The sequence below is a fragment of the Marinobacter sediminicola genome (genome assembly GCF_031157525.1).
GTDB classification, from domain to species: Bacteria; Pseudomonadota; Gammaproteobacteria; order Pseudomonadales; family Oleiphilaceae; genus Marinobacter; species Marinobacter sediminicola.
Map to the genome: position 1 here is coordinate 110644 of NZ_JAVIXR010000011.1, position 22682 is coordinate 133325.

22 protein-coding genes are annotated in these 22682 nt (G+C 51.7%); 6 read left to right on the plus strand and 16 right to left on the minus strand.

Features of this window, described 5'->3' with window-relative positions; all coding sequences use genetic code 11:
* Positions 1–36: 36 nt before the first annotated feature.
* A complete protein-coding gene (gene ahpF, locus RG807_RS14560) occupies positions 37–1602 on the minus strand; it encodes an alkyl hydroperoxide reductase subunit F (RefSeq protein WP_309045534.1) in 1566 nt (521 codons plus the stop codon).
* 295 nt (positions 1603–1897) lie between these two features.
* On the opposite strand from ahpF, the gene RG807_RS14565 reads away from it, so the two are divergent.
* Positions 1898–2629: a DUF3581 domain-containing protein gene (locus tag RG807_RS14565; protein WP_309045535.1), complete on the plus strand. Its 732-nt coding sequence runs from the start codon at positions 1898–1900 to the stop codon at positions 2627–2629.
* 109 nt (positions 2630–2738) lie between these two features.
* On the opposite strand, the gene ahpC is transcribed toward RG807_RS14565, so the two are convergent.
* The 4 genes from ahpC to RG807_RS14585 form a co-directional block, all read right to left on the minus strand.
* Positions 2739–3302 carry an alkyl hydroperoxide reductase subunit C gene (ahpC, locus tag RG807_RS14570; RefSeq protein WP_298451808.1) on the minus strand — a complete coding sequence of 188 codons (564 nt, stop codon included), beginning with the start codon at positions 3300–3302 and terminating at the stop codon, positions 2739–2741.
* Positions 3303–3446: 144 nt separating this feature from the next.
* A complete protein-coding gene (locus RG807_RS14575; RefSeq protein ID WP_309045536.1) occupies positions 3447–4751 on the minus strand; it encodes a TRAP transporter large permease in 1305 nt (434 codons plus the stop codon).
* Positions 4741–5235 (minus strand): TRAP transporter small permease, encoded by a 495-nt coding sequence (locus tag RG807_RS14580; protein WP_309045537.1) that lies wholly within the window; start codon positions 5233–5235, stop codon positions 4741–4743. The genes RG807_RS14575 and RG807_RS14580 overlap by 11 nt, the downstream gene beginning before the upstream one ends.
* Positions 5236–5298: 63 nt before the next feature.
* Positions 5299–6309: a DctP family TRAP transporter solute-binding subunit gene (locus RG807_RS14585; protein ID WP_309045538.1), complete on the minus strand. Its 1011-nt coding sequence runs from the start codon at positions 6307–6309 to the stop codon at positions 5299–5301.
* 208 nt (positions 6310–6517) lie between these two features.
* On the opposite strand from RG807_RS14585, the gene RG807_RS14590 reads away from it, so the two are divergent.
* Both RG807_RS14590 and RG807_RS14595 read left to right on the plus strand, forming a co-directional pair.
* Entirely contained in the window at positions 6518–7684 is a 1167-nt protein-coding gene (locus RG807_RS14590) for an AI-2E family transporter (protein ID WP_309045539.1), read from the plus strand.
* 14 nt (positions 7685–7698) lie between these two features.
* Positions 7699–8154: an MgtC/SapB family protein gene (locus RG807_RS14595; protein WP_309045540.1), complete on the plus strand. Its 456-nt coding sequence runs from the start codon at positions 7699–7701 to the stop codon at positions 8152–8154.
* 26 nt (positions 8155–8180) lie between these two features.
* Here the strand turns inward: RG807_RS14595 and RG807_RS14600 are convergent, their stop codons facing one another.
* Positions 8181–10973, minus strand: coding sequence for an EAL domain-containing protein (locus RG807_RS14600; RefSeq protein WP_309045541.1), 2793 nt, complete (start codon positions 10971–10973; stop codon positions 8181–8183).
* 5 nt (positions 10974–10978) lie between these two features.
* A complete protein-coding gene (locus tag RG807_RS14605) occupies positions 10979–11881 on the minus strand; it encodes a FecR domain-containing protein (RefSeq protein WP_309045542.1) in 903 nt (300 codons plus the stop codon).
* A 140-nt stretch (positions 11882–12021) separates the two neighbouring features.
* On the opposite strand from RG807_RS14605, the gene RG807_RS14610 reads away from it, so the two are divergent.
* Positions 12022–13536 carry a ShlB/FhaC/HecB family hemolysin secretion/activation protein gene (locus tag RG807_RS14610; protein WP_309045543.1) on the plus strand — a complete coding sequence of 505 codons (1515 nt, stop codon included), beginning with the start codon at positions 12022–12024 and terminating at the stop codon, positions 13534–13536.
* Here RG807_RS14610 and RG807_RS14615 read toward each other — a convergent pair.
* The gene (locus RG807_RS14615; RefSeq protein WP_309045544.1) at positions 13533–14444 is read right to left on the minus strand and encodes a lysophospholipid acyltransferase family protein; all 912 of its coding nucleotides are present in this window, start codon (positions 14442–14444) and stop codon (positions 13533–13535) included. The genes RG807_RS14610 and RG807_RS14615 overlap by 4 nt on opposite strands.
* A 165-nt stretch (positions 14445–14609) precedes the next feature.
* On the opposite strand from RG807_RS14615, the gene RG807_RS14620 reads away from it, so the two are divergent.
* The gene (locus tag RG807_RS14620) at positions 14610–14774 is read left to right on the plus strand and encodes a hypothetical protein (protein ID WP_309045558.1); all 165 of its coding nucleotides are present in this window, start codon (positions 14610–14612) and stop codon (positions 14772–14774) included.
* A 74-nt stretch (positions 14775–14848) separates the two neighbouring features.
* Entirely contained in the window at positions 14849–15376 is a 528-nt protein-coding gene (locus RG807_RS14625) for a shikimate kinase (protein WP_309045557.1), read from the plus strand.
* Here the strand turns inward: RG807_RS14625 and RG807_RS14630 are convergent, their stop codons facing one another.
* The 8 genes from RG807_RS14630 to RG807_RS14665 form a co-directional block, all read right to left on the minus strand.
* Positions 15377–16654, minus strand: coding sequence for a sensor domain-containing diguanylate cyclase (locus RG807_RS14630; RefSeq protein ID WP_309045545.1), 1278 nt, complete (start codon positions 16652–16654; stop codon positions 15377–15379). It abuts the gene before it with no gap.
* Positions 16655–16718: 64 nt separating this feature from the next.
* A complete protein-coding gene (gene chrA, locus RG807_RS14635) occupies positions 16719–17903 on the minus strand; it encodes a chromate efflux transporter (RefSeq protein WP_309045546.1) in 1185 nt (394 codons plus the stop codon).
* Positions 17904–17909: 6 nt separating this feature from the next.
* Positions 17910–18851: a M14 family metallopeptidase gene (locus RG807_RS14640; protein ID WP_309045547.1), complete on the minus strand. Its 942-nt coding sequence runs from the start codon at positions 18849–18851 to the stop codon at positions 17910–17912.
* Between the two features lie 7 nt (positions 18852–18858).
* The gene (locus RG807_RS14645) at positions 18859–19524 is read right to left on the minus strand and encodes a glutathione S-transferase (RefSeq protein ID WP_309045548.1); all 666 of its coding nucleotides are present in this window, start codon (positions 19522–19524) and stop codon (positions 18859–18861) included.
* Between the two features lie 110 nt (positions 19525–19634).
* A complete protein-coding gene (locus RG807_RS14650) occupies positions 19635–20942 on the minus strand; it encodes a DKNYY domain-containing protein (RefSeq protein ID WP_309045549.1) in 1308 nt (435 codons plus the stop codon).
* A gap of 137 nt (positions 20943–21079) precedes the next feature.
* Positions 21080–21532: a hypothetical protein gene (locus RG807_RS14655; RefSeq protein WP_309045550.1), complete on the minus strand. Its 453-nt coding sequence runs from the start codon at positions 21530–21532 to the stop codon at positions 21080–21082.
* An 81-nt stretch (positions 21533–21613) separates the two neighbouring features.
* Entirely contained in the window at positions 21614–22402 is a 789-nt protein-coding gene (locus RG807_RS14660) for a DUF2071 domain-containing protein (protein ID WP_309045551.1), read from the minus strand.
* A 100-nt stretch (positions 22403–22502) separates the two neighbouring features.
* Positions 22503–22682 (minus strand): hypothetical protein (locus tag RG807_RS14665; protein WP_309045552.1); only part of this gene is annotated, 180 nt, incomplete at its 5' end.

A 22682-nucleotide genomic window follows, 5' to 3' on the forward strand; every position in this document is an offset into this window, starting at 1 on the left:
ATAGCCAGGGCATAGACCCCGGCTATAGCTCCCCTCTTATTCCACAGAGTTGCGGATCAGGAAATCAAAAGCACTCAGTGCTGCTTTTGAGCCTTCGCCCATGGATATCACAATCTGCTTGTAGGGCACTGTGGTGGCATCACCTGCCGCAAACACACCCGGAATTGAGGTTTCGTTGCGGTCGTTGATGATGATCTCACCGTGCTGGCTCAGCTCAATGTCGCCCTTCAACCATTCGGTGTTGGGTACCAAGCCGATCTGAACGAACACACCTTCAAGTGCTACATGGTGATTTTCACCTGTTTTGCGGTCTGTGTAGTTCAAGCCGCTTACCCTGCCATTATCACCAACCACTTCAGTAGTCTGGCCAGAGGTAATGATGTCCACGTTCTTCAGGCTGCGCAGCTTCTTCTGCAACACTTCGTCTGCGCGCATTTCATCGCCAAACTCGATCAGTGTTACATGGCCAACCAGGCCAGCCAGGTCGATAGCGGCTTCCACGCCGGAGTTACCGCCACCAATCACCGCCACATGCTTGCCTTTAAACAGTGGGCCATCACAGTGCGGGCAGTAGGCGACACCCTTGTTGCGGTACTCGTCTTCACCGGGAACACCCAACTGACGCCAGCGCGCACCGGTAGAGAGCACCACTGTGCGGGCCTTGAGTGATGCGCCATTGGCCAGACGAACCTCGTGGGGCTCGCCACGCTTGGCCGCCGGAATCAACTTCTCGGCCATCTGCATGTTCATGATATCCACGTCGTAGTCATTAACGTGCTGCTCCATCGCTGCAACCAGCTTGGGGCCTTCGGTGTAAGGCACAGAAATCAGGTTTTCGATACTCATGGTGTCTGCTACCTGGCCACCAAAGCGCTCCGCCGCGATGCCAGTCGCAATACCTTTCCGAGCCGCGTAAATGGCTGCCGCCGAACCCGCTGGGCCACCACCGATCACCAATACTTCAAAGGTGTCTTTCTGGTTGATCTTCTCGGCCTCTTTTTCATCGGACTTGGTATCCAGTTTCGCGGCAATCTCTTCCAGAGTCATACGTCCCTGACCCCAGGGCTCACCATTCAGGTAAACACTGGGCACCGACATAACTTCACGCTTCTCTACTTCGTCCTGAAACAAGGCACCGTCAATAGACGTGTGGCGAATGTTCGGGTTGAGAACGCTCATCAGGTTCAGCGCCTGAACTACATCAGGGCAATTCTGGCACGACAGCGAGAAGTAGGTTTCAAACTCAAACTCGCCATCCAACTGCTGCACCTGCTCAATCACATCCTGAGAAGCCTTGGATGGGTGGCCACCAACCTGTAACAGAGCCAGAACCAGAGAGGTAAACTCATGGCCCATGGGAATGCCCGCAAAGCGAACTCCCACGTCGGTGCCCACCCGGTTGATGGCAAAAGACGGACGTCGCACGTCGTTCGACTCTTCTGTGCGCAGGCTGATTTTCTCAGACATGGACGTGATTTCTTCCAGAAGTTCCCGCAATTCCTGGGATTTGGGGCCATCATCGTAAGCGGCCACCAGCTCAATCGGCTGCTGCAGCTTTTCCAGGTAGGCATTCAGTTGCTGCTTGATGTTTGCATCCAACATAATAGGAGTTCTCCTTTTGAAATCTTTAAGCTGATCCTTTGAATGCGGCATTCAAAGTGATCTTTGTTTGGGGTATGTATAAACAATACGGCTTGGCAATCGAATGCTCAAATCAATAGATCCAAACTGATTGATAGCCGAATACTATTAATGGGCACCTGCCAGGGCATAAAAGGCGCCTGAAAACCTTTCTGCCAAAGCGAATGGACAAATAGCGCATACCCATGAACGCCGTACCTCGGTACCATGGTCAGATAGATTTGGCGTTACCCATTGCACTCAGGACAAACAGCACATGTTTCCAGACCGTTTTCATTCAATTCAGGACGGACGTGTACATATTTCCGCATCTCAGGCCAGCCAGTTTGCTAAAGAGATAGCCGGAGATTTCAACCCGATCCATGATCCCGATGCTCGCCGGTTCTGTGTCCCCGGAGATCTGCTTTTTGCCGTCGTGGTTTCACGCTTCGGGCTTTCCCGGCATATGACGTTCCATTTCCGCGCCCTGCTGGGCGACGGTATACCACTGGAATTTCGGGAGGATGGAGATGACACCATCCTGGTATGCGATCAGGCCGGTAAGGTGTACATAGAGATAACTCGCAGTGGCGAGATTACCCATGATGAACAATTTGTTGAGGAGTTCATCCGTGGCTACGTGTCAGCCTCAGGTAAAAACTTCCCGCATACGCTCAAACCTTTGATGGAATCAGAGGGTGTGATGTTCAACCCCGACCGCCCCATGGTCATGTATGAGAGCATGAGCCTGACCCTGGAAAGCCTCGACGCTTCATCACCCGATCTCGAACTACACAATGCCGACCTGGTGGCGAATGGCAAGCGCGGGAATGTCACCCTGGAATACCGGCTGAACTCCAATGGCAAACCTGTGGGTGAAGTGTCCAAGCGCCTTTTATTGGGCGGGCTCAGGCCCTACTGCCCGGACGCCATGGCGGGTGTTATTGAAGAATTCTATCGGCTGAAAGCCCGCGGATCGCAATACGGCGTTGATGCAGTAGAAAGCTAAATCAAATTCGTCAGCCGCAGATAAAGAAAACCCCGGTAGATCCGGGGTTTTCTTTTAGTTACAGGCCCTTGACGGGCCTGAACTGTTCGCTTCCCGGTTAAAGGGTTGCTTAGATCTTACCAACCAGATCCAGTGAAGGAGACAGAGTAGCTTCGCCTTCCTTCCACTTGGCCGGGCAAACTTCGCCTGGGTTGTTGCGAACGTACTGAGCCGCTTTCACTTTGCGCATCAGGTCGTCTGCATCACGGCCAATACCTTCTGCAGTGATTTCCATCGCCTGAATGATTCCATCAGGATCGATCAGGAAGGTAGCGCGGTCTGCAAGGCCCTGACCTTCACGCATCACACCAAAGTTGTTGGTGATGCTGCCGTTCTGGTCGCCAACCATGAAGTAATTGATCTTGCCGATGGTCTCGGAGCTGTCGTGCCATGCTTTGTGGGTGAAGTGCGTGTCGGTAGACACGGAGAATACTTCAACGCCCATCTTTTGCAGTTCTTCGTAGTGGTCTGCCACGTCGCCCAGCTCAGTTGGGCAAACGAAGGTGAAGTCGGCGGGGTAGAAGAAAAAGATCGCCCACTTGCCTTTCACATCTGCTTCAGAAATTTCAACAAACTCGCCCTGTTTAAAGGCGGTTGCGTTAAACGGTTTAATTTCGCTGTTAATCACGCCCATGGAATTCTCTCCTTTGGTTCGTTTGTATGTTGATGAATCTACGGTATTAATACTAACCAACGTGGAAGCTTAAGTGAAATTGATTAAATTCAACCTATCGATAGCATTTACCTATATCTATCGATTTCTTGGTGTTGCTGCCTATTACCAAGGCCCCACGACATAGCCAAGCTGCTCAGGAAGCCAGAGTGCTATGCCTGGCATGAGCATAACCAGCAAAAGGCTAACGCTCATGGCGGCGATAAACACCAACGCCCACCCAATGGTATGTTCCAGGCGAATATTAGCAATACGTGTTGTAACCATCAGGTTAACCGCCACTGGCGGCGTAAACTGGCCGATGGCAATGTTCATGGCCAGCAGAATGCCAAACCAGACCGGGTTCCAGCCAAAGTGATTCATCAAAGGCAGTATGATGGGAATAAGAATCAGATAAATCGATATGGCATCCAGCAACATACCGGCAATTAGCACCAGCACCATAACCAGCCCCAACAATACCCAGCCATTTTCAGACAGCGACAAAAGCGCATCGGCCAGATGCTGGAAGGTACCCAGGGTTGTCCCTGCCCAGGCAAAAATACCCGCCAGCGCAATGATCAGCATAACCACACCGGATGTCACCGCAGCATCGGTCATTAAATCAAACAAGCTACGTAAGCTCAGGTTCCGGTAAATAAGGGTGCCTACCAGCACGCCATAGGTTACTGCCACCACAGCGGCTTCGGTGGGTGTGAACAAGCCTGAGCGCAAACCGCCCAGAATGATAACCGGGGCAAAAAGAGCCGGCAGTGCCGCTTTGAAGCTGGGCCAAAAAGGCGGGCGCTCAGATTCCTCCGGGTTCTCCCAACCGTATTTTCGGGCAAGGTAGAGTGCGGGTACCAGTAGCGACAAACCCGCCAGAATGCCCGGGAACAGCCCGGCTGCAAACAAGGCACGCAGATCCACGCCTGGCACTACAATGGAATACAGAATCAAGGCTATGGATGGCGGAATCAGTATCGCTGTAGATGACGAGGCAGCAATAAGCGCTGCTGAAAACGGCTGTGGATAACCTGCTTTGCGCATACTGGGCAACATAACCATGGCCACTGCCGCCGCATCTGCAGGCCCTGAACCGCTCATGCCACCCATAATCAGGCACACCAGCACCGCCACAACCGTAAGGCTGCCATGCCGCGGCCCTATAATCGCCTGGGCAAAACGCACCAGGCTGGCCGCCACACCCGCACGCTCAAAAATAAGACCGGTAAGAATAAACAAAGGGATCGCGATCAACGGATACTTGGCCACGCTGTTGTAGGTATTGGTACCGAAGGTCGCCAGCATATCCGGAGACAACCCCGATACTATGCCCACCAATCCACCCAAGCCCAGAGCGATAGCTACTGGGACACCCAGAAGCAGCGCCAACAAAAAGCTGCCGATCATCAAAATATCAGGACTCATGAATCACCTCCGGGTCCTTTTTTCCGCGAAGACGATCAATGAGGTTTTGAGTCATGCGAATAACGATTGCACCCGATAACACAGGCAACCAGATAACATAAATCCAGTTTGGCAGGCCCAGACCCGGCGACAAGGACTCCCAATCGTATTCCTGCATCGCAAAAATACTTCCGTACCAAGTGGTAACACCCATAACGGCAACACCGGCAAGCCACTGCAGAACAAAAAGCCCCTTCAATGCAGTAGTCGGCAAATAGTGTTCAACCAATTCAATACGAATGTGCTGATTGTCCCGGGCAGCAACGGCCGCTCCGCCAAACGTGAGCAACACCAACAGAAACACCGAAAACTCCTCGGTGAATGCAAAGGAAGCATCCGTGGTGTAACGGACAACCACGTTGCCAAGGCTGATCAGGCAAATAGTAATCAGGGCAACGGATGCCAGCCAGGCTTCCGGACGGAACTTGGGGGGTCGGGAGGGCATGAATACTCCGGGTTCTGGTATCAGCATCCGTCACACAGGAGCGAATGCTGATACCACGGGCAATTACTGGTTACGGTTGGCTACAGCTGCTTGAGCCTGTTTCACCAAGTCGTCACCAATACGTGGCGTCCACTTCTTGTATACAGACCGTGTGGCGTTCACGAACGCATCGTGCTGTTCCTGGGTCAGCTCGGTCACCGTCACACCACGATCCTTGATAGCTTGCAGTGTTTCCGCCAGCTCAGCGCGGGACTTTTCAATTTCCCATTTACCTGCGTCCACGGCAGCCTGCTTCAACAGAGCCTGGTCTTCTGCGTTGAACTGGGCCCAAACGCGGTTGCTAACTGCAAATACGAGCGGGTCGGCCATGTAGTGCCACAGAGTGAGGTGTTCCTGCCCTACCTGATCGATGCGCGCCACATCGAACACTGAAAGAGGGTTTTCCTGGCCATCTACAGCTCCCGTCGTGAGTGCTGGCTTGGCGTCTGCCCAGCTCATTTGGGTAGGGTTGGCGCCCAACGCTGTGAACGTATCCTGGAACAGCGGTGAGCCTACAACCCGAATCTTCAGGCCTTCCAGATCGGAGGGTTCACTAATGGCAAGCTTGGAATTGGACAACTCCCGAAAGCCATTCTCCCCCCAGGCCAATGGCGTTACACCGCGCTTTTCAATCGCCTTGAATACCGCTTTGCCCGCCTCACCCTGGGTGATGGCATCAATGGCAGCGTTATCCGGCATCAGGAACGGAAGGGAGAAGAGGTTCAGTTCAGGCACCTGAGGCGACCAGTTAATGGTTGAACCCACGGCCATATCAATCAGCCCCGAACGCATCGCTGAAAACTCTTTGGTCTGGTCTCCAGATACCAATTGGGAGTTGCTGTAAATCTTCATATTAATGCGCCCTTCCGAGCGCTCTTTTACCAGTTCCACCCACTTATCAGCAGCCTGTCCCCAGGGAAACGCCGACGGCAAAACAGTAGAAACTGTGTATTCATCTTTGTATTGAGCGTTCGCCACAGAGCCCAGCAGCAATGCCGCCGCTGCAACTGCAACCAAAGAGCAAGACTTCAACATTTTGTTTTCCTTTTTTATTGGCAAGAGAAAATTCAAAAATCAAGGTACCCAGCACATCGCAGTATTGGGGATTATAGGAGTGGGCGCTATCACGACGCAAAATAAAAGCGCCTGAGGAAAAGCCAGGCTTGCTTGTTTTTGCTCGCAAGTCGCCAGAGCAGTCTACAATTAATGACATACAGACCAGACACCCATTACTGTGGATACCATGGCAAGCAACGGACAGATTGAGCCCAGCCTCGACAATGAACAGGAAAGCCAACAGCCCGAGAAAGCGCTGATCAAAGCGGTCAGTATTCGCAGCGCGTCGCTCGTTATTCTCGCCAGCATAGCCACCGTGTATTTTATTAACTGGGCGCAAGCGGTGCTTTTGCCTCTCGTGGTCTCAGTGTTGATCAGCTACGCGCTTGATCCGCCGGTATCTGCGCTTGACCGCCTCAGGCTCCCCAGAGCCCTGAGTGCAGCCCTTGTAATGATCGCATTGCTTAGCGCTATTGCTGCTTCCAGCATCCCGCTGCAACGTGAAGCCATGGCCATGCTGGACAAGATTCCTGTGGCTATCAGCAAATTTCAACGTAAAGAAGCAAGCTCCCCCAACGACGAACAAGGGCTGATGGAAAAAGCTCAAACGGCGGCAAGAAAGATCGAGGAATCTACGGCACAGGATCAAAACGATGAGCACCCGCGATTCAGGGGCATAACTTCTGTTCGCATCGTGGATAAACCCCTGGACATTCAACAATACGTGCTGAGGGGATCACCCGCCGCACTGGTGCTGATCTCACAGTGTTTTTCCGTGTTGCTGTTGGTGTACTTCATACTCGCAGCAGGGTCGCTATACAAACGCAAAATCGTGAAACTCTCAGGCCCAACGTTCGGGAGAATGCGCAAAGCCGCCCGGATCATGGTCGACTTCCACCACCAGGTTCGGCGATTTCTTTTCGTGATGTTGCTCGGTGCGCTGTTTGTAGGCCTGGTCACTTGGGTGGCATTTCTGGCACTCGGCGTGGAGCAAGCCATGCTGTGGGGGGCAGTTGCCGGTATCGCTAGCGCTATACCCTACCTTGGGCCTTTCCTGGTCTTTATTGGTACCGGTTTTGCAGCGTTTATTCAGTTTGGTGAAATGGACATGGCCATTATCGTCGCCGGTACATCCTTGGCGATCACCAGTGTTCAGGGATACCTTTTGACACCTTGGTTGACCAGTCAGATTTCCAGCCTCAATGCTGTAGTGATCTTTATCGGCCTTCTGTTCTGGGGCTGGCTCTGGGGGCCTGTTGGCTTGATCATAGCGACGCCTATACTCATGATTATAAAGTCTTTATGTGACCACGTTGTGAACCTGCGCCCAGTCGGTGAGCTACTGGGAAAATAAACGGGAGGCACCCCATGTTCGATACAGAAATTCCAGTACTGGATATGTTCATTCGGCTCCTTGCCGCCGCCGGACTGGCCCTCCTTTTAGGATTGGAGCGAGAGTTCAGAGGCAAGGCCGCGGGGTTGCGCTCTCATATGCTTGTGTCGCTGGGGGCCTCTGCTTTTATCATCATGGGCATGCATATACTTTTTGCGACGGCAGAAGGGGACCCTTCCGCGAGAATTGACCCCACCCGGATAGTGGAAGGCGTTGTCGGCGGCATTGGATTTCTTGGGGCAGGTAGCATTATCCAAAGCCGGGGCAGCATTCAGGGCATTACCACCGGTGCTTCTATCTGGATTTCAGGTGCTATTGGCGTGGCTTGCGGCCTGGGAATCTTCGCGCTAGCAGGCATGGTGACCTTAATGGCATTAGTTATTCTGTCTGTGCTCGGCCGCTTTCAGCATGAAGTAATCAATGACGACTGAGACGACAAACTGAAAACTGGAGCGTGTCAGATAAAGCGTTGATCACTGAGGGCTTGGCTTCTATGTGCAGCCAACCAACGCTCATAGTCTGGCAACGTAAGCGGTTTGGCATATAGGTAGCCTTGCACGAGATCACAGCCATGAGCCCGGAGAAACTGCTCATCTCCGATAGTCTCAACACCTTCGGCCACCACCTGCATGCCCAACTCATGAGCCAGGTTAATTGTTGAGCGCACAATAGCTTGATTGCCGAGAGACTCCTGCAGATTGGACACGAAGGTGCGGTCAATCTTGAGAACAGAAGCCCGCAGGCTCTGGAGATACGCAAACGAAGAGTAGCCAGTACCGAAATCATCGATAGCGATCGTTACGCCACTATCCACCAAATCGTTGATCATTGCCTGGGCTCGATCTCTATCGCCCAGCAAAGCGGTCTCCGTTATCTCACATTCAATATTGAAATAGCCGCTGCTTGAGCTCAGCAAATCCTTGAGGCCGGCAATGAAGTTGCGATCCTGGAAAAGGCGCGCAGATAAATTCAGCGCCAAATTGCGCGGCCACTCCTTTTTCTCCCACTCAGCTTCCTGGGCAAGAAGGGCCTCTACCACCCAACGCGTTAATGGTGCAATTTGCCGGGAGGTTTCAGCGACTTCAATTAGCTTGGTCACAGGAACAACCTCACCGGCATTCTGCGGCCAGCGCAGGAGGGCCTCACAGCCAAAAGGGGCCAAGGTATTGAGATCCAGCTTGGGCTGATATACCAGATAGAAAGCATCGTTCTTAATATGGGTGCGAATAGCCGGTACCAGCTCAAGCCTGTGCAAAGCTGCCTGGCTGTCACTTTTGCTATAGCATCGAACAGCTACCCCTTCCCGCTTCCCGATACGCATGGCATCCGTCGCCTGAAGCAGCAAAGCTTCAGCCGGGTTAGCAGAATCATCATCAGCCGCTTGATAGCCTATGCCGTCACCGCTTCCAATCTCCGCGGCGCCGGCAGTTGCAGATACCTGCAGCGGTACGTCACCAGTAATGGCGAGCAGAAGTGGTTGCTCAACATGCTCCAGGAGCTGCTCACAGAACTGATTACCACCCGCCGAAAAACGCAGACCCGGCAACCACAGTGCAAAACCATCACCACCAATCCGCGCACAATGCCCAAGTTTCCCAACAAAGGTTTCAATATGCTGTGCCACCACTTTGAGCAGCTGGTCACCCGCCACGTGGCCGTAGGTGTCGTTTACTTCCCGAAAGTAATCAATATCAATACAGATCAGGCAACCAGGCTGGTTTCGATCCAGAGTTTCATTAACTCTCTCAAAAAATGACGACCGATTAAGCAGGCCGGTGAGGCTGTCGTACGCAGCGCGATATTCAAGGTCACGCTCCCGGGCGACGCGCTCACTCATGTCTCGAAGCACAACGGTAAAAATGGCATCGCTGGATGTCGCCACCCGGCTAACCGTCGCCTGTGCAGGAATGTGTTTGCCCGAGCGGGTAACCAGATAGGTATCAAACGGTGCATCGGGCAGCGTCAACAGCCCGTGCCGAGCATCAGGAAGAAAATCAATCAGAGAGGAATTCTGCATATCGCTTTCCGAGATATCGCAAAGCGTACGAATTGCCTGATTAGACTTGGTAATCAAGCCATTGCGGTCCACGCATAGAATATAGTCATTGGTAGTGGCAACAATGCGATCGAGTAATGCTTCGTTATCCCTAAGGCTGATTTGCAGCCAGAGCCGCTCCAGAGTAGCGCTGTCGAGCCGGGCGAGACTAATCGCCACATAAACGATGGCGCTCAGGAGCAAAGGCTTGAACACGTCAAGAAGTAAGTTGGCTTCTGCGTATATAAACGCAAAAGCACCAAGCCAAACAATGATGAGCAACCCAAGGACCTGTAGGCCCCGCTGCCATGTGCAACGGCTGAATACCACTGTCGCGCCGAGCCAGAAAAGCGCAAGAACTATAAATCCAACCAAAGGAGTGGCCGCATGCAGGCCACCATTTCTAAGGGTTTGAGCGCCCAGTGCTTGAATAACGGCACCAGGAAGCATCTTGTAGATTGGCGTGGCCAGATTATCGCCCAGTTCCACGGCTGTTGATCCAATAATCACATCCCGGTCAAGCAATGCGTGTTTTGGCACCCGACCCTCAAGAAGATCAATGAAACTAACGTAGCGAAAAGACTTTGGCGAAATGGTGTAATCAATCCAGGTGCCTTTATCGGCCTGCTCCGCCAGTGCATTCCATGCACCCTGGTAAAACATGTCCTGCCAGTTAAAGCCCACTGAAAGAAACCGCACCAAGCCATCAACTGCCGGATACATGTTTACAGAAACCAGCTCAACGCTATCAGCTAGGCCCTGAAGAGGGCGCCGTATCATAAGCTCTGAATCCACCTGACTGCGACGCTGAACAAAAACCGGAAGGTATGTGGGAGTTGTGGCGGAAATCGACCGGATAGCGCTTTCTATCTCTGCGTCCCCGCCCAGACTTGATGAGGCGCTGAAGTCCACATCAATCATCAACGAGCGAATGCCCGCATCATTGAGTGCGTTGATGGCATCGGCATACACGTTACGAGGCCAAGGCCACTGACCGATGGCTCCAATGCTGGAAGAATCAATCTCAAGAATCAGCAGGTTGCTGGCTTGCTCTTCTACCATTAAGCCAACAATGCGATCGCGAAGCCCCGCCTCCGCGCGCTCCAGCAAACCTGGCCACGAAAGCAAAGCGAAAACGACAGCGGCCAGCAAGGCGGAGAGAACAACCTTGCTGGCCGGGCGTAAATTGGATAAGAAACCTGTCTCAGCAGGCATGCTCATCAATCATCGTCGTCGTCATCGTCGTCGTCGTGATCATGCCCATTCCCGTGGCCATTCCCGTGGCCATTTCCGTGACCGTTTCCATGACCATTCCCGTGGCCATGACCATGACCATGACCGTTGCCGTTGCCGTTGCCGTTGCCGTTGCCGTTGCCGTGATCATCGCTACCTTGATCTCTGCCTGCTACCACGGCCGCCTGCTCAGAGGCCACTTCGGCGATTTCTTCCAGCTGGCTCTCAAAGCTGGATGGCTCACCCTCCATAGCTTGCTGAAAACTACCTGCCCCGGAACCGGCAGGGGTAGCCGACTTCGACGTTGTTTGATTGAGGGGCTGAACGCCAGCCTGCTCGGCGCTAATTCCGGCCACATCACCAGGCGCAAGCATCATGGTTTCGCCGCTGGCGATGTCTAGTACCTCCAAAGATCCCTCTGTCAACGTCACAGTGGAAGAGGTCTTGGTAGACACGATAACGAAGCGGGTACCTTTCACCGTTGAAACCATAAACGGCGTTTCCACACTGAACTGATCAGGCTGGCGCTCGATATGATAGAAAACCGTACCGAACCACTGCTTGATCCGGGAAACCAATCCGCCCGACGACACACCATCGGATTGCAAAGAAATGTGAGAACCCGCTTTGAGTTCGAACTCGGAACCGGATTGGCTCAGTAAACCGGAGCCACCAGCCAACGTCTGAAACTCCACAGGGGCAACCACAGACATTCCAGAGGAAGCGTCTTTCCAGGCTTCGCTTTCATTAGCACGAAACTGCACCTGTCCCGAGACCTCCTCAACGCGTATCTGCTCTGCAGATACAGACGCCGTTGCAAACAACAAAGCGCAACAGGCCAAGAAAATTCGAAGAACGCCGTGCTGGGCACCACTGCTATAGGCGCGCATTTTTTCACTCCCGCATGATCAATAATTGCACTGTAACGGATGACGCTGTTCTGGCTTAAACTTTTAAACAATGTTTTACAACATTTTATATCTTTAAACGCTAACCTCTATACATATTAGACGGACGAACGGCAAACGCTGTGCATGCAAGTGTAACGAGTTGTATCATCTTCCTACTGGCGCTCTGTCTGCCTGCCGTAAGCTCATCGGCGCAGGAGCGAACTACAGGCGCGGTCGTTTTCGACGGTGTGTCTGTGTTTGGTCCTGCGCAATTGCTCCCTCTGTATATGGAAAGCCTCGGCAAAACTCCAGACACACGCCTGAAAACTCGCCTGGCCACACGAACTCGCGACTACTACATCAGCCAGGGCTATCTCGCACCAGCCGTTAGCATTACGGACCACCCCGATAGCGAAAACATCCTCTTAGTGCTCGTTGAAGAGCCTCAGGTGGACGACGTTCAAGTCGCCGGAGGCTCTTCTGGTCAGCAATCTGCTGTTCGCGAACGTTTAACTCCGTTGTTAGAGCGGCCATCGGTTTCACGAAAGGATATCGACAGATTCGCCCGTGCCCTTGAGCAGGGCATCGGTGTGGGCCTGAATACACACATTGTCGAAACAGTTCCTGGGCGTCATAGGGTTACCCTCACCATTGCTCCCCAAGTCCGGGGAGAGCTTACTTACAGTGCCGAGGGCAGCCAAAGCCTGGGGCAGCATATGGTTGCCGGCAAGGTGAGTGTTATTGGCCCTGGAGCTGGCCTTAACGAGGTTTACCTATCTGGTCTTCATACAATCGAATCGGGGGGCTATCGCAATATGGGCGCGGGCTTATCTCTCCCCTCCTCCGAGCGCGATACTGTTTATGCCGATATCAGCGCGTCGCGTGCCGTACCCCAGGATAATAACGCCAGCCCGAGCAGGGTGTACCGGCGTATTTGGGCAAGGCTGATGTGGCAGCACGAACTCATTGAGTCCAACGACCTGTCTCTGGCTCTTGATGGCAGCCTCATTCTTCGTGACTACACGCGGGAAAGGGGCTCTGAAACCGAGGTGGATGAGCGGCTTCGCATGGCCAATGCGCGCGCTCTTGCGTATGTGAAGGGTGTAAACAGCACGTCCAGGTTTGGACTTGCAGGTCGGGTTGGCGTTGATGCCCTGGGCGCCGAGCGCAGCGGAACCGGGGCCAACGATGCGCTCGATCTCGACTTCCAGATTATCGATGCGCGCTACACGTTCTGGTACGGATTACCCGCTGACTTTTCGCTAAAACTGGATGTTGCTGGCCAATACTCTGACGATAATCTTCCTTATTCACAGCGCTTTTCAGTCGGTGGAAGTCAATTCGCCCGTGCCTACGAACCGGGAGAGTTCAGTGGCGACTCGGGCATCGGCTCAAAGCTTGAGCTAAGGCGAGGGTTTAACAGTGACCGCTGGATACAGGGCGCGCGCTGGGTGCCCTATATTTACTATGGCATCGCCACCGCGCACGAAAATGAAACCAGTGAAAACAGCTCCGGCGCGGCGTCTGGCATCGGGCTTAGAATGCTTACCCGTGAGGTTTCAGCCTATATAGAATTAGGCAAGCCACTGACTGCGGAGTCTGAGTACCTGAGCAAAGACCCCAGATTAACCGGTCGCCTGACGGTTTACTTCTAATAAATCTTGTCCGCGCCTTCAGGGCGTGATTTAAAGCGCTTGTGCAGCCACAGATACTGATCAGGCAGTTCGCGAATGGTGTCTTCAATGTATCGGTTCCACACCTCCGTGTCCTTTTGGCTATCGACCCCAAACCCTTCCTGTATTGGCGAGTACACCACGCGATAACGCCCATCAGGCATCCGCAGATGGCTGACGCAAATAACCGAAGCACCCGACACCTTGGCAATGTAACTCGGGGAGGTAATACACCCGGTTTCCACTCCAAAAAATGGCACAAACAGCTCGGTTTTGTGGCCGAAGTCTTGATCGCAGGCAAACCAGACTTCGCCCCCCTTTTTCAGAAAACCCACCATTGGCCGCAGCTCGCGCTTGGTAAATGGCCGAATACCGAAGTGACGGCGGCGGCCATTTTCAATCATGCGATCAATAACCGGATTATTATTAGGACGATAGACATATCCGGGCTTCTTCAAGTGCTGGGCCAGCAGAGGCAAGGCGAAATCAAAAATGCTGTAATGGCCTCCGATCAGCAAGACACCCTTGCCCTTCTCTTGGGCTTCCCTGAGATGCTCCAACCCCTGCACGTCGGTCATTTCATAATAGGGAGACATATCACGCCACCAGGCATGAGTGCTTTCCAGAAAACCACGGGTGCAGGCAATGAAGTTATCCTCCACCAACTGTTTGCGGGCAGCCTCATCCAAGTCAGGGAAGCAGACTTCGAGGTTCCGGTCAGCGACCCGAGCACGTGATTTGAGTTTTCGGCTCAAAAATCGGCCCAGGCGCGCACCAAAGCGCTGTTTGGAGACCATTGGTAACAAAGACAGCAAATAAAGCAGGAATACAATCGCCCACGAGAGCCAAAAGCGTGGATGCCAAAGGTTCGGGTTTTTCTTCTTAGTCATTCGGGCTATACGTCCTTGCCTGAAAAATTGGCCCGTGAGCCTGACACAATTTCAACTCACAGTGTAGATGAGACTGTGAATTAGTAGATGAATCCATTATCAAACCGCAAAGAACAACAATTACTTTCCGCTGCCCAGCATTGGGGCCATACTGATTGATGCTGCATGGCAGCTTGCACTGATGGCGGTGCATTGATTATTGAGGTAGGTATGATGAGTAAAGGGCAAGATAAGAAAAAGGATACGAAAAAGAAACCGCTTTTAACGGCAAAAGAGAAGAAGGCGGCCAAAAAATCCAAGAAAAGTGATACCAATGTTCTAGGGAACTAATCCAGCAGGCTTGGGGTCAACCCGAATGTGTGTTTACCCTCAAGCCGCCAACCTATGAGCTGATAAGGTTTACTGTGCTTTTGCCATTGAATAATGTTGTTTTGATAGGAATGCCCGGCTCGGGCAAAAGTACCCTCGGCGTTCTCCTGGCCAAGATGGCGGCCTTGGGGTTTGTGGATACAGATCTGCTGATTCAATCCCACTCTGGCAAAACGTTGCAGGCCATTGTTGATGGCGAAGGCTACAAGGCTTTGCGCAGTATAGAAGAGCACGTGTTGTGCAATCTGGATGTGAGTGGCCAGGTTATTGCGACCGGCGGCAGCGCCGTATACAGCGACCGAGCAATGCGGCACCTCAAGAAAAACAGCATTGTCGTATTCCTGGACATCTCACTCGCAGCGGTGCGCCAGCGCATCGGCGACTTCAGCCTGCGGGGCATTTCAAAGCGCCCGGACCAATCATTGGAAGACTTGTTTGCAGAGCGGTATGAGTTATATACCCGCTATGCCGATGTGGTTATCCAAGGTGAACATAAAAGTCAGAATCAGGTTTTGGAAGAATTACTCAAGGTCAGTGCCAAGCTTCAACCCGGGCTCAGCTGATCACCAACATACACGATCCCTACCTTGCCGCTTGGCTTTACACATAGCCTCGTCAGCGCGGGCCAATATACTTTCAACAGCTTCATCCTTCTCGAGCATGGCGAGCCCCCCGCTCACAGTCAGGGTAATAAGCTCTCCGTTGCCAATATCAATCGGCTCGGCCGCTAAACGTTCCCGCAGCCCGTTTCCAAGCGCCTCGCCCGCCTCCAGATTCGACCCAGGAAGTACAAAGACAAACTCCTCTCCTCCAACCCGGCCGCAGAAATCTGTTTTACGACCTATGCCTGAAGCCACTCGAGCAAAGCCGGCCAATGCTGCACGGCGGTTTGGCAAGCCAGTTAGCTCATCCACTCTGGCCAAAGCCTCCAATTTTTCCTCAGTCATCTTCGTATACAGTAGATAGCTAACGGTGTCGGAGAGCAGCTCCATAAGGATATAGTCATCCTTGCAAAAGGGCTCAACCGGGAAGGGACTTGAAAAATTGATGGTACCGTACAGCTCCCCTCTCAGTCTTATGGGGGTTCCTATATAGGATTCCAGTTTGAAATTTTGGTAGCAGGGATGATTCTGAATGTCACTTTTGCCGGCAAAATGAAAACCCACCGTCTTATTCTCACTCAATGTGTGAACACAATAAGTGCCTGATACATCAAACCTGGTTGATGGCTCCAGCTCGCCTTTCAGATCAACGCAGGCTTCAACCGTATAATCGTTTCCTGAAATGCGTGACAGTATGGCGATGTCCAAACCAAAATGGTCAAGACCCGCACGCAACAGCGATTCTATTTTCTGATCGTGAGACATCGCCACATCAGACGTAATGTTGTGAATCTTCTGGAGGGCATCCAACGATTGCTCCGCCGACCGAGCCGGGCGAACAATGCCCATAAACCCAACAACTTCACCTTCAGCGGAGCGCATGGTTGCGCCCGTAGTCACACCAAGAAAAGCCTCCCCATCCGACCGGCGATACACAACCCTGTAGTTCTCCGCCGCTAACCTGCTCGCTACGTTAAAGCGCTTTTGGCCCTGCTCCGAAAAATCACTGTCATCGGCGTAAAGTAATTTCGTTTCCTGGCCGTACAGCTCGTCTCTTGTATAGCCAAACAGTTGTTCTGTCGCAGCGTTCACATAAACCATGCGTCGGCCAGTGTCGGTAACGACAACAGCATCCTCAAAACTATGAAATATTTCGGTGAGCAGCACAGGTGAAATTGCACTGATACTGCTGAAAGCAGATAAGGCCGATTCTGTGTCGCCGGGCTTTGGTTCTTTCATAGCTTCATCCCATTCAAATCCAATACCATAATAACCTGCTTTGCCACGGGATAGAGTGAACGCCTCAAATGAAAAGCCATAACTGCGAAACGCTTGCGATCACGCACCAAAGAACCACCAAGAGCGGAGATACTCGCCACACAACAAGCAGAGCGAATGCGACCACCGCAACGGCCAAGTCTGCCGGGCTGGTTATTCCACTAGTGAAGATAGGGTTATAAAGGGCCGCGGCCAAGAGACCAACAACGGCTGCATTGACACCGGCAATGGCTCGGCCCGCGGTCGGATTACTTGAGACAGCACTCCAGAAGGGCAGAACTCCAGCCATCAAAAGAAACCCGGGAAGAAACATGAAGACCAACGCCGTAGCGGCCATAAGGTAGGTGTTCTCCTCAGGTGAAATAACTGCACCCAGGTAGGCCGAGAAGGAGAACATGGGCCCGGGAACCGCCTGGGCGGCACCGTAGCCGGCCAGAAATTGCTCAGATGCAACCCAGGCTGTGGAAACAACCGAATCCTGAAGCAGAGGCAGCACCACATGCCCACCGCCGAACACCAGTGCTCCCGCCCGATAGAACGCCTCTGCAACTGAAGCAAAATCCGGATCGCCCGTTGCAATAAATGGTAAGCCAAACAGCAGCCCTGCGAAATTCACCAGCAGAACCCCGCCGGTGCGAGGGCCGTAGGAAACCAAAAACCCACTCTCACTCTTTGGTGCGGATACTCCACGGAGAAAAAACACACCAACAACACCAGCGATCATGACCACGGCAAGCTGGGAAAAAGCCGAAGAGGCAACCAGTAACGCTGCCGCCGACAGCACGGCAATAACCCTTCTGGGCATATCGGGGCACAACTTCTTGGACATGCCTAAAACGGCATCGGCAACCACCGCACAGGCTACAAGCTTTAAACCGTGAATTGCGGCTTCCCCGACAGCACCGGAGAGCAAAGGCAACGCAGCTGCAAACGCCACAAGCAGAAGCGCCGACGGCAAGGTGAATCCAACAAAGGCCGCAAGCGCGCCCAACGAGCCGGCACGAAGCAAACCAAGCGCAAACCCTAGCTGGCTGCTGGCCGGGCCTGGCAGGAACTGGCTAATGGCAAGCAGTTGCCCGAATTGCTCATCACTCAGCCAGCGGCGACGCTCAACTATCTCCGTTCTGAAGTAACCCAAGTGTGCGATTGGCCCACCGAAAGACGTCAGGCCGAGCTTCAAGAACACCAGGAAAACTTCAGAAACTCGCATCAGTTCCTAGCCTTTCGACTTGTGATCACTGGAGGCCAGCGCGTAATCAATCCCCGCACACACAGCCGCTACCTGCGCGGCATTGCATTGCTCAGGCGTCACACTGGCACTGTCGGGATAAACTTCGGTGGTGGTTTTGTAGGGTGCACTGGTGATACTGGCGCACAAACCCAGCTGCGAAAGCGGGTACTGAATAACGCCTCGGGCAACCACTGGCGAACCGAATATCTCGCCTTTGGCATCAGCCGGAGCAATATGAGTAACCTGCTCCACCGCCTTGATCAACGCCTGCTGGAATTCTGGCTGCGGGTTCTCGCTGTCATCCACCAGATAGAAGCCATCGGGAATCTCACCCGGCTCGAACGGCTTGCCATCCCGGGCGGCCAATGCAGGGCGAAACTCGCTTTCGTCGGTATCGGTCGTCTCGTGCAGATCCATGTGCAGTACCACACGGTCGCGGATCGGCTCTATCAGCTGCATAAGTGCTGCCGACTCCCCCGCTGCGCTGTTTTGATGGAAGGAGCGGTTCGGGTCGATGGCATCTGCGTTCCAGCGATGAATGCGCTCGTATGCCCAGGGGCTAACACAAGGGGCGACCAGCAAGTTGATGCGGCCCGCGTAATCTTCCCCGTGCTGATCCACAAACTGCAGCGCGCCATGCACACCGCTGGTTTCATAGCCATGTACCCCGCCGGTAATCAGGACAACCGGCAAATTGTCACGCCAGTCGCGGCTTCGGATCGCCATCAGGGGATATGTCTCAGAGCCATAGTTCAGGCGGCCATACTCCTCCAAATCGAAGCGGGAGCCCAGGCCTTCGATTACACTCAACACCTCTGCTTCATAGCTGCGTTGATGGCTCTGCCGGGACAACCACTCGGCGCGTTCCTCATCGCCCCAAGGCGTGCCGGGGGTTCCGATGGGATAGGATTCTGGGGCTGTATTCATCTTACGCTTATCCTCCTTTGGGGGTGTCGCTTGGAAATATCACTAATTCATCGCCTTCCTGCCAGGGCTGAAACTTGACCATGGCCAGCTGGAATACCGGGTGTTCCAGCCAACTCTTCAGCCATCGCTGAAGATTCGGATAAGGCAGACTGTAAAAAACGTCCCGGTCTACATGGGCGAACTGGCGCACAAACGGCATGATGCCCACATCTGCGATGCTGATGCTATCCCCAAGCAAATAGCTATTTTGGGCCAGTAAATTCTCTAGCGCCTGCAAAAACACCTCGCCCTGCTGCCGGTATTCCAGCTGGCTCAATTCCGGGTGGCGGTCGGCGTATTTATAGCGGTCTAACCAATGTTTAAATTCGTTGTCGTTGCGATAGATCAGGGCGTTAGCACTGTCCAAATCAGCGCTTAGCAAGCCTTGCGGATCATTCTGCTGCAGAGCCCATTCGAGTATTTCCCGACTCTCCTCGATAACCGGCCGGGTTGAGCTGCCATCTGCTGCCATCTCCAGAACGGGAACCGTGCCTTTAGGGCTGATCGCCAACATCTGCGCTGGCTTGTTTTTCAGCACTATCTCGCGCAGCTCCACCTTCATCTGGGCAAACAGGATTCCAAGGCGGGCGCGCATGGCGTAAGGGCAACGACGGAAGGAGTACAAACGGTGCAATGAAACAGTGATAATGTTCCTCCAAGTTTTAATGGAAAAATAATTCAGTATTAAAAATTAGCCAGGGCATAAATAAACGCAGATAAAAACCATCAAACTCTAGACTAATATTAATCTATTTTTAAGTTATACCCACCCTCATCATCTTCAACAGCATATAAATTAGTTTTATATTCAAAAGTTGATGGATGTGCATCTAGAACTCTGTGCTCAGCCCAAAACACATGGTTGGCGTCTTTTGAAAAGCGGTCTGCAACAACAGTGAAGGTCTCTGGATCTGCACCAGGAATAGCTGTGCCGTAGTAAAAAACTTGTTTTCCTATGCGGGTAAATGCTTTTTCACTCTGATCCAGAACAACAACATCTTCAGGTTTAACGCCTGCCAGCTTTTCAGTCCTCGAATAGACGTCGTTGTTATAGGTATAGTAGTCGTTAGTAATGTCTTCAACATCATCACTCGGAACGAGAATTACCAATTTCTCGTCTAGATGGAGTGATCTCCACATCCATAGCTTTTGCAGTTCATCTGCGTCGGAGCGACTTATCTCCGATGGCTTTTTATTTTCAACGATATTCCCGTTGTAATATATATTATTTATATCTTTTGAAACGGCATCATTGAATACCTTAAAGGTCTTCGGATCGCTTCCCGGAATAGGGAAATTAAAGTAATAAGCTTGATGTTTATCTTTCCTGTAATATGGAGAAATAACCGTGAAGCCTTCAGGTACCATGCCTTCAACTACTTTCCCATGAGAATAAACACGAAAATCGTCCTTCGCATATTCGTCGTTGATAGGTTTGAAGCTGCCAGCTTCATCACTAATCACCTCACCATTATAAAGTACTTGTTCACCATGCCTGATGTATCTATCGTTAGCATCAGAAATTACCGCAGGTGTCACTTTACGTGGGATTTTTATGTCGATGTAATAATATATGTAATTATTATCCATGGCGTATGAGCCAATAAGGTAAGAGAAAGACGCTGGATCGGCTCCATCAATGACCTCTCCATAGCAGAAAACTTTACCATTACTAATAAGGTAGCCTGAATTAACACTGTTTTTTTCAAATTCTGATTCAACAAACTCTACTGAGCTTGGGTTAGCCCCTGCAACAGGTTTTCCGTCGTAATAGACATTATTTATGTCCTTTGCGTAGGACTGATCAACCACCTCAAAAGTGTCAGGATCCGCTCCCTCAATGTCTGCACCACCTATTTGAAAGAAGTTGCCATCCACAACATAAATTACTTTGTTGTCGCGCATGTAATATTGATTACTGACTTTACTGTCATAAGCGATAGCGTTATATGTACCTGGGTTACTGACATAAAATGAAAAAGCAGCAAATATAACAGCACAAACTATAAATATAACTAAAAATGCAATTCCAATCCAAACTAGGACTTTCATTCAATTATTCCAAAGGTTATAGATTATATTGGCACGCCAGACAATGCGAAGATTTCACGGGCGACCAGCAACTCAATCTGATGCTTCACGCGCATCAGATTTCCTTTTTACGCATAACGGTCGGCGTGAGCCCCAGATTATGCATCGATGAGTTTCCTGTATTGCTCCACGGGAAACTCGTGCTCAACCCACGTCTCTTTGTATTTACTTGGCCCAATGCGTTCATGGATTCTCGTGAGAACAGCGGTTACTTGCTCAACGATGCACTCCACCGTCGTCTCGCCTTTAAGCAGAACATCATAATCTGACGGGGAACTGATCCCCCAACTCTCCCAATCTTTGAACCAGCGTGCTTCAAATGCTATTTTTTTTCCATATCTGGCCAGCACCAACTGCAGCTCCCCAGGCTCATTCATGAACGTCGCTTTCGCAGCTCCAGCCCCGGAGCTTATATCTATTGCAAGCTCCGCCAGATCCCGAAGGCTGTCATGCAAGCAAGACACGTCGTACGCTATCTCTCCATCACCATCAGAAATAGCTATTTTGGCCCACCCCGCGTCTTCAACAATATAGGATATAGATAGACTCAATTTTTTTTCCTGGATAGCGCTTAGGTAGCCGGCACCGTAGCACCAGCGAAGGGAACCAAAAGCGGCGAGCTTGTTAAATTCTTACCCGACAACGGTAGGTGGCAGGTAGATGGTAAATTCATTTATTGGCTCTATTAAAACGCTATAAGGAGCGCTTTGCTCTTCTGCTTCAACGATGCCCAGATCAGACAAAAGCTTGAAGTTAGCCGACTTTAGTTTAGCTGGCTTAGCTTTAAGCTCTTTGTGCCACACCCGATATGTACCTAGCTTGTTGTCTCTTCGATAATAGAAACCAGCAAGCGGGTGTGTGAGATAAACCAATGCCGACTCAACATCAGGAAAACCAGGAAATTGAAACTCGTCGGATTCTGATTGAACCAATTCAACCGAAGCTTCGGCCCAACTGGATGATGTTTCCATGCGGTACTTTTCATACAACCCGGTTGAGTCATTAAAGCAACAATCGAAATGTACTCTTCCGGCATGCCACGGCAAATTCCATAGATATCTGGGGACCGCTAAAGCCCACGAATCAAGCGTTGTGCCAAGGAACCATACGCAACGTTCACTAGTCGCAGTATCAATAATATAAATACGATAGTTTGTCTGCCCCATAGTAAATTTCGGGAACGGGAACACAGCTGAAGTGAAATCGACATCAATAAAGGGGACTACTGATACTAACCCCATATCTTGACCGTCCACTTCTACTACATCTAGTTGAAATCGGTCAGGGAATATCCCTTTGAACCTCTCCGCTGGAACAGCATAAGTTATGATCGCGAAATGCTTCAGGCCACAGAGCACGTCTATGCCTCTCGGCTTCGGTCTCTCTATCAGATAATCTATCAGCTTTCGCGACTCTTGCACGATGCTTCCTTGAATTTGGACTTTGGACTTGGACTTCCCCCGATGCGTTTCTACTGAAGTGGGGGAAGTGCAGAACAACCTTCATGGCCTTGTTATGTTTTTAATCTGGAACACAGTCATGAGTCCAGAAAATATCGTCTATTTCGAGGGCTTCCAGATTGCCCTCAATTTTTTCATACAACTTCATCTTTGGGTGTGCCTCAATATATGCACGGAGGTGCTGCCTAAAGTAAGCCATTGCATTGACTAACACATCAAACTCAGACCATGCCTCAATGGT